At 58.8% G+C, this 7,736-nt stretch carries 8 protein-coding genes; all 8 read right to left on the bottom strand.

Features of this window, described 5'->3' with window-relative positions:
• Window positions 1-99: 99 nt before the first annotated feature.
• A complete protein-coding gene (csx15, locus tag H5U08_RS06225) occupies window positions 100-504 on the bottom strand; it encodes a CRISPR-associated protein Csx15 (protein WP_297031328.1) in 405 nt (134 codons plus the stop codon).
• A gap of 86 nt (window positions 505-590) precedes the next feature.
• Entirely contained in the window at window positions 591-1,919 is a 1,329-nt protein-coding gene (locus tag H5U08_RS06220) for a putative CRISPR-associated protein (protein ID WP_297031327.1), read from the bottom strand.
• 852 nt (window positions 1,920-2,771) lie between these two features.
• Window positions 2,772-4,082, bottom strand: a complete 1,311-nt coding sequence (locus tag H5U08_RS06215; protein ID WP_297031325.1) for a hypothetical protein — start codon at window positions 4,080-4,082, stop codon at window positions 2,772-2,774.
• Window positions 4,083-4,551: 469 nt separating this feature from the next.
• Window positions 4,552-5,145, bottom strand: a complete 594-nt coding sequence (locus tag H5U08_RS06210; protein WP_297031323.1) for a molybdenum cofactor guanylyltransferase — start codon at window positions 5,143-5,145, stop codon at window positions 4,552-4,554.
• A gap of 34 nt (window positions 5,146-5,179) precedes the next feature.
• Window positions 5,180-5,698: a MogA/MoaB family molybdenum cofactor biosynthesis protein gene (locus H5U08_RS06205; protein WP_297031321.1), complete on the bottom strand. Its 519-nt coding sequence runs from the start codon at window positions 5,696-5,698 to the stop codon at window positions 5,180-5,182.
• Entirely contained in the window at window positions 5,695-6,228 is a 534-nt protein-coding gene (gene moaC, locus H5U08_RS06200; protein ID WP_297031319.1) for a cyclic pyranopterin monophosphate synthase MoaC, read from the bottom strand. The genes H5U08_RS06205 and moaC overlap by 4 nt, the downstream gene beginning before the upstream one ends.
• Window positions 6,225-7,442 carry a molybdopterin molybdotransferase MoeA gene (locus tag H5U08_RS06195; RefSeq protein ID WP_297031317.1) on the bottom strand — a complete coding sequence of 406 codons (1,218 nt, stop codon included), beginning with the start codon at window positions 7,440-7,442 and terminating at the stop codon, window positions 6,225-6,227. Before H5U08_RS06195 ends, moaC begins: the two co-directional genes overlap by 4 nt.
• Before the next feature lie 98 nt (window positions 7,443-7,540).
• On the bottom strand, window positions 7,541-7,736 hold a 196-nt coding region (locus tag H5U08_RS06190; protein WP_297031315.1), incomplete at its 5' end, for a molybdenum cofactor biosynthesis protein MoaE.

Raw genomic sequence — 7,736 nt, 5'->3', positions numbered from 1 at the left:
CCGATGATGGATGAGTCATTCCTGTTACCCCGCAGATGTTTCCCTTCGCTTGGCCGATGATTCTGGCATATTGACCCCATGATGTCAAGCCGTCTTCACTCAACTGGCTGCTTCCTTCATGCGTCGTTCCCTGGCCTGATCGCGCACCTGTTGCAGGTTGATGATTTCCGCCACTTCAAACTGGGGCGGAACGTCGCTCGTGGGGCGCAAACGCATGATGGCCGGAAAATGCCCCACCCTTCCATGCAGTTCCGCCAGAAACAGGCAGGCGATGGGAGCAAATGACGGAGGGTTAACCACAATGGGCAAAGTTTGCCATTGCTCGTATGTGAGTTCAATTTGATCAAGCAACGCCCGCATCTGGTCAACAAACGGCTGCTGTGGATCGAACTGACATTTCAGATCAATGACCTTGCTGATCCGCTGACCCGTCAGGGCACGAATTTGCTTCTTCTGTTCCGGCGTCAAAGGGTGACTGAAATTGAGAATCCATAATCCCGGCATAAAACATCCTTTCTCTAACTGATTTATCCATGCACGACTGTGATCAACGCTGCTCTTTTATTTATTACGAGTCTTAGTGCCTGTGGCTAACAAGCGGGCAGGCCTAAGAGCTTTCGCCACCAGGGCCGTTTGGCCTGAGCGAGCGCATGTTGCAGATTTTCCACTTCTTGCTGCAAGTTGCGATTAGTGGTTTCCAAACTCTCAGCCCGCTGACGCCACTGATCCACTTGGCCTGTTAATTCCGATATTTGATGTTCCAGATTTTGAATTTTCGATACGCTCGCCTGTTCTTGCTGCTCGTATTCGTGAACAAGTTCTTCCAGGACGGCGACCCGTTTGCGCAGCTCAGCATTTTGGGCCATTAATTCTTCCCACTCGTCAGGGATTTCCGTGGGCGGTATGTATTCTTCAGCAGGCGGCGTCCAGGGAGAGAATTCCCGCAACTTGCCCTCAAACTCTGCCACACAATGGTTCGGGAAATCCCGCTCATAGTGATCATGCGACGTATAGAGCAGGGCGATATACAATCGGTTACCGCGGACAAACCCGGCCGCCCGTTCAGCCTGGTGGGGCAGTTTATAGACATGTAAGTCGGTTCGGCTGAATGAATGTTTTCGAGCCGCCCGGTAGAGTGGGTCTTGGAGACGCGACAGGAAGCCGTCGAGCCGCTTCCGTGCCTCACCCTGGGTGGCGCTGTAAACCTCCCGTGCTTCTGGCGACAGGTAGAGTTGCTTGGTGTCTTTTTCCCAGGCTTCCACCACCAAAAAGCCGAAACCGGAAAGGGTCACCAGGCCCGACTGTTCTTCCTCTTCCAGCAAACATTCGTACCACGGCCGTTCTTCGTAGGGCAATCCGCGGATCTGCTCGAAAAACTTTTCCCGTGGGAGAACGCCCTCTTTCCTCAACAATTGGAGCGCTGATCGCGCCAGCCCCAGCCGTTCGTAATCGAAATGGATCGGAAGGGGAGGGAGGCGGATGAGTGTGCTGCTTTGCTCGAAAATGTAAACCACGTCCACGCGATGGATTACACCGAACAGTGTGAGATAGGGCACAACCGCTTTGAAGCCGCCAGTTGCATTGAGGATAGCCTTTCTTTCCTCAGGCCGTTGCTGCTGCCACTCTACACACTCGTCTCTCAATATCTGGAACAGCTTGTGAAGACCGACCCGCCGGAAACGGGCGGCGTCACGCACCTGAAGTCCTTCCACTTCGCGAAGCCACACATCGACGCTGAACTCCTCGCGAATCAGATCGCGAACCGCTTCGGCACATTCCCGACCGTCGTCGGTTTCCGTGTGCAGCAACACAACCTGATCGGTTTGCTGGAGAGCGAGTTGCTCCAGGCTATGGGTTTCCGCGCACAGTTCGGCCAAAAACTGCTCACGGTCCGCTGATTGAGTTCTCTTCTTACTCACAAACTCCTTGATGAGCTGAGCGTTTGGCAGCGACGCCTGATTGCCGAATGAGTGCCTGGCATTCGTGAGAATAGATGTTCCCGTTGTGCAAATGATTCTTTGCACGGTCTGCCCTCTGTTAAAGGAGTTCCTTGCTCCACGCCGATCTGAACTCGTACGGCACGGCCTTTAATATAGTAGCCAGAAGCGCGCCGTCAAGCGTCTCGCATGCTGACTATCCCCAGTTTGTCGCCGCCCCCGGGAAAGGCGTGTGAACCCCGGGAAGGTCTTCAGAGCGGTGAGATTGATCCCGGAGGCACCTCTTTCGGAGGGACCTGCTTGTCAGGTCCGCCATTCAACGCTCGATCATCGATTGCTTTTTCCCGGGGACTGAAGTCCCGCGCGAAAAGCGGGGCTAAAGCCCCGCACTCCATGGAGTGCGGCGATTTATCGCCGCTATCTGGTGAAGGCTTTAGCCTCCACAACCTTGCCGTTGGCGCGGTCGGAACCGGGGTCACCGGTCGGCGTGGAAGCCGACCCTCCAATCCATGCAATGGAACCACGCGTTCCACGGTCCGCTTTTCCGACGTTGGATAAACCATATCGCTTCATCGGGCACGACAAGCGTGCCCCTCCGAAAAATTCCCGGAGGGACGTGCTCGTCTGGTTCACATTGCGCTGGCTAACACCGTTGGGGCAATTCATGAATGGCCCCTACCAGAATGCGAGTGAATTGGGGTGGATCATCCAAGGTTGACAAGTGGACCTGACAACCAGGCCCCTCCGAGAGATGTTCCGGAAGGAAAGGTTGCCCAAGGTCGGAGAAGCGCGCTTGTCGTGCCCGGTGAATACAAGCTGATCATCCAATGATCGTCAACGTGAGGCTTTTGAAGAGCCAAGGAGCGCTTCCGTACCAAACTCGGCGCCCTTTTCGCCAGCCCAGTAACCTCCGATGGCACCGGCGATCCCGCCGACTGCACCACCGATGGCGGTTCCCACTCCGGGGCAGATCGCCGTGCCGATGGCGGCCCCGGCGCTTCCTCCTAATTCGGCACCGGCCCACGCACCAGCCCAGCCGCCCACGCAACCTGTCACATTTTTTGCGTGCTCCAGGTTGCGTTGCTCTCGGGTGATTTCACCCTTCTGATAGGCTTCTTCCACTTCGTGCGAGCGGTAAATCCTCACTCCCACGTCCAGCGCCGCGGCCACAGGCCCCGCGGCCCTGGCTGCCTTTCCCAGCCCCGATATCGCGCGTTCTGCCTTGGAGGCGGCCGCCGCCATTTCCACGGCTTCCGCTGCCCGGGCGGTTCCGCGCGTCGCTTGCAGGACTCCTTCCTCAGCAGCCACTGCACCCCGCCCCACGCGACCGGCCTGCTTAATCTCTTCAGCAGCCTCCGGCAGCGCTTTGGTCAGCGTTTCCATGCCCCGGGCGACACTGCCGACTTTTTCCGTGCTCTCACCAGAAACCGTTGTCCGCCGCGGAAGTTCCTCAACCACGAGACCTGTCAGCCGCAGACGCTCCATGGCCGCCTGTGCCAGCGCACGCACCTCTTCAGCACATTCCGAGCTCCTGTGGACAGACTCCAGAATCACCCGAACGGGTCGGCCCAGCACGTGCTCGGTGCGGACCACCTCAACGCGAAGGTCATTTCGCAAAGCTGCCTTGATGACCTCTACCCCGGCCTTGCGCTCAACCGCTGAGGCTTTGGGATTGATGGCCATTCGCTCGGCCGACTTGATAGCCCATTGTTTGGTGCCCTGCTCATAGCCATATGCCCGACCCAACGGAGACGTCCCGCCTTTGGCCTCGATGACCACGATTTCACCCGTCCTGGGATCACGATAGACCTGGTCCAGACCTTGGGGAATGGTTCGTCCGACGCCATCGAAAATCGGCTCATAACCCCTGCTTTTCGCATAGGCACGAGCACCTTCCTCGCCGATCTTTTCCGCAATGGGGTTGCGTTGTTCCGGAGTGGCACGGATCCAGTCTTCACGGCGATCGGTGAGAGAAGGAATGTTGTCGATGACAGCCGGCAGATCCAAATCGAGTGGTGAGGCGACTTCGACTGATGGGTCCACTGCGACAGCCTGAGCGTTCGCCTTCTGATGGAGTGCCCCGATCAAAACGGCGACAAGCAGCACCAAACACACGAAGCGGTTTGTGAGATGACCGAGTGTCATACGCAACTCTCCGTTCTTGCGACTTCTTCAATGGACTTGACGTCTTCCATCCGTCTTTTACGCCGAGGTCGCAACACCCATAACAAAAATTTTCATAAACACCCGCAGCACAATTAAATGCGACTATGTTACTAATAACAGTCCTGGAGTGGTCTTAACGGCCAATGGTAGGAAGAGTGCGATACGCGGTGGGCGGTGCCGCCGTTGCTGTCAACTCACTGCGGGGCTGATCCATCGCCACTTTCCCAAAAACTCCGACATGTCACGGAGAGGCACGCTTGTCGTGCCCGGTGAAGGGGAATGGGTCATCAATCGGTGTTCGTCGGACCCGACGAGCGGGTCGCTCCGGGTTGAATTTCCCGAACCCATGGGGAGGTCCGCATCCCCGTCAGAAAGAACGTGGGAACGAGCAAGACGACGAGGACATGGAACAAGGCAAAATGGACAAAACGAAAAGACCGCCCGATACTCACGCTTCCGGCTGCCGCAACGTTCTCAGCCACTCTTCAGCACGGCGGAAATCGTCCGGCGTGTTGATCTGCACGATCGGCGGCCAATCTGGCGGAAGGGGCACCGGCACCGCGGGCACCGCCGCGAGGAGTTCTTGAAGACTCCGCTGCCCGGCCATTATTGCCTCCTGCACACGAGGACGAATATCCCGGGAATAAAGCGCACAGAGCGGCTCCCATACGTCGTGGTGAAAAGCCACGGCAAGAGCGCTGGCGCGACGCACGCTCATCAGTAGGCCAATCCACGAGGCCTTCACAAGCACCAGGTCGCACGACAACAAAAGCATCCAGGGTTCGCGGAGATCATCCAGGGCGGTGATCAGACCACCCAACGGTCCCTGACCGGGAGATAGGTCCCCGATCGTCCGCAGTCCCAGCGAAGAATACTTGCCCGGCCTGTCAGCCACCACGGTCACCGAAGTTGCAAACGGCGTCACCATTCGCGCCAGCCGGGAAAGCAAAGGCTCACCAGCGAGAGTCGCCAGGGCTTTATCACTTCCAAATCGGCTGCTCCTGCCACCGGCCAGAATATAGACGGGAATTCGATCGACCATAAATATTCACAATCCGGCCGTGCCTTCGTGAAACTTACCGAGGATTGCCGTGGGCGTGTCCTTCATGCCCTTCACCGTGAAGCATGGCAATGGCATGGGGAATAACATCAGCAATGGCGGCAAGGGTCTCGAGCGCGCCCCGGGGAGAACCGGGAAGATTGATCACCAGAGATCGCCGGACAACGCCGGCCTCCCCCCGCGATAAATACGCCAAAGGCGTTTGCGGAAGGCAGCGCAGTCGGGCAAGCTCCAGGATGGCCGGCCAGGGACGATCCAGGATGCGGCGAGTCGCTTCCGGTGTGACATCCCGCGGCCCAAGGCCGGTTCCCCCCGTGGTCAGAATGAGGTCCGGGGGTGGTGCGCCTTCGGCCCAGGTTAGAATCTGTCGGCAGATCAGATCAGCGTCATCCGGGAGGCAGGCCGCCGCGAGGACCTCCGCCGACCACTTCTCTCGAACAAACTGCACCAGGGCGGGACCGCTGCGATCTTCGCTTTCACCCCGAGAACAACGATCACTGCAGGTGAGGACGGCAACGCGAAACGGCGTGATCATTTTGCGTCTTCTTCCCGTCGATCGGGTGCCCGGTAGTCCCCATGCTGGCCTCCGCTTTTTTCCAGAAGCCGCACGGATTCGATGACCATCTCCCGGTCCACACTCTTGCCCATGTCAATGACGGCGAGGGCCGCCACCGCGGCAGCCGTGAGCGCCTCCATTTCCACTCCCGTGCGCCCCGTCGTGTGGACTTCTGCTTCGATGACGACAGTCAGGTCCCGAAGTTCCACGCGGACATCAACCCAGTCCAGGGGGAGGTTGTGACAGAGCGGGATCAATTCGCCGGTACGTTTGGCGGCTTGAATCCCAGCGAGCGACGCCACGGTGAACAGGTCGCCCTTGAACAGCGACTGCGACTGAATGATTGCGGCAAGCTCCGGCGAAACACGGACGCGGGCCTCAGCCAAGGCGCGACGAAGGGACTCGGGCTTGTGGCTCACGTTGACCATGTTCACCCGGCCGTCCGCCCAGTGGCTCGGCCTCTTCTGCGATTCAAGATTCTCTCTCTGAACCGACGAGTCACCGGTCATAGCAGGCTCCAGGGATAATAATGGCGAAGACCTGTTCCCACCGTATTCGGCGGAATTTCCACAAAGCCATCAGACCTGGCAGCAGACACAAGGTCTCCCGAGCCCCGCGTCGGCAGGAATTCCGCGACGGCCTGTTCCACAAGGCGTACCGGCCGATAAAGCCACAGTGTGGGGTTGCTCACCTCGGGATCGTTCACCTCCACCAGGGTGGGACGCGGCTGCCAGCGGGAAATCCCGCCCAAACGTCGCAGCACCATGCCGGCGAAGCGACAGGCGGTGACCAAAACGGAGACGGGGTTGCCGGGAAGCCCCATCACCGGCCTGTCGTGGCACATCGCCCCCAAGAGAGGTTTTCCGGGACGGATGGGCAACTTGTGGAAGACAATCGTCGCACCAATTTTTTCCAGCGCAGGCCGTACGAAGTCTGTATCTCCCATCGATACGCCACCCGTCATCAACACCAAATCCACCTGATGGAGGGCTCCCGTCAGGGCCGCGACCATTTGGTCCAAATCGTCCGGGATATGCTGGAGCAGTCGCAATTCCAGGAAAGGCACCATGCTCAGCAATCCCCGCAGCGACCATGAATTGCTATCGTGAAGCTGCCACGGTTGGACTGAGTCATCGACGGCGACGAGTTCATTCCCGGTGACCAAGAGGGCCACTCTGACCCGCCGAAACACCCGCACCCGGCTGTACCCGAAGCCCGCGCACGCACCCAGAATAGGTGCCGTCACGAGCGTTCCTTCCGGGACCACGGTTTGCCCGGCGGAGATGTTCTCGCCCTGAAACCGGATATCCTGTCCCCGCGAAACGCCCAGTTCGGCGGGAACCTCAATGTGCGTCCCGTGCTCCCGGACCCACTCGCGGCGAAGTACCGTATCCGCTCCTTTGGGGACGGGCGCGCCGGTCACGATGCGAATCGCGGAATGTGGCCCAAGCTCTATCGGGGGCTGACCGATCCGTGCTTCGCCGATCACCGGCAGCACAGCCGGACGATTCCGCAGGTCCTCCCAGCGCACGGCATAACCGTCCATGGCGCTGACATCGAGCGGCGGGCTATCGCGATCGGCGACCAGCGGCACCGCCAGCACACGTCCCACTGCCTCAGAAAGTTCCACGTCTTCAGCCTCGACGGGAGAAAGTGAATCGGCCCACCGCGCTACCGTCTCCCCCGGACTCGCTGTGTCTGTTCGTTCCCTGTTGGTGCTCATAGGTCGTCTTTCATTCGCCTCAACGTTGGTACCCAAAACCTTATTTTCTTCAGATCAGAAACGGGAGATCACTTCCCTGCGCGATGAACAATGTCCCCTCAACCTGCCTCATCGGCCGTCGTGTCTTCTGGGACAGGTTTTTTCCAAATGGGAACATCTTCCTTAAGCCGATCGATAAACCACTGGCTGGCACGAAATACCTCCTGTCGATGGCACCCGCTCACCACAAGCCGAAAAGAGCACTGCCCCACCGGCACAAATCCCCGGCTGTGTTCCACGACCACCGTCGTGACA

This window comes from Thermogutta sp., from assembly GCF_014359955.1.
GTDB lineage: Bacteria > Planctomycetota > Planctomycetia > Pirellulales > Thermoguttaceae > Thermogutta.
The sequence above is the reverse complement of the archived record's forward strand: the minus strand, read 5'-3'. Positions and strand labels throughout refer to the sequence as shown.

What these genes read in the sequence shown, in the direction of transcription:
- H5U08_RS06215 (WP_297031325.1), bottom strand. Translation starts at nt 4,082, where the DNA reads ATGACACTCGGTCATCTCACAAACCGCTTCGTGTGTTTGGTGCTGCTT.
- H5U08_RS06205 (WP_297031321.1), bottom strand. Translation starts at nt 5,698, where the DNA reads ATGATCACGCCGTTTCGCGTTGCCGTCCTCACCTGCAGTGATCGTTGT.
- H5U08_RS06195 (WP_297031317.1), bottom strand. Translation starts at nt 7,442, where the DNA reads ATGAGCACCAACAGGGAACGAACAGACACAGCGAGTCCGGGGGAGACG.
- moaC (WP_297031319.1), bottom strand. Translation starts at nt 6,228, where the DNA reads ATGACCGGTGACTCGTCGGTTCAGAGAGAGAATCTTGAATCGCAGAAG.
- csx15 (WP_297031328.1), bottom strand. Translation starts at nt 504, where the DNA reads ATGCCGGGATTATGGATTCTCAATTTCAGTCACCCTTTGACGCCGGAA.
- H5U08_RS06210 (WP_297031323.1), bottom strand. Translation starts at nt 5,145, where the DNA reads ATGGTCGATCGAATTCCCGTCTATATTCTGGCCGGTGGCAGGAGCAGC.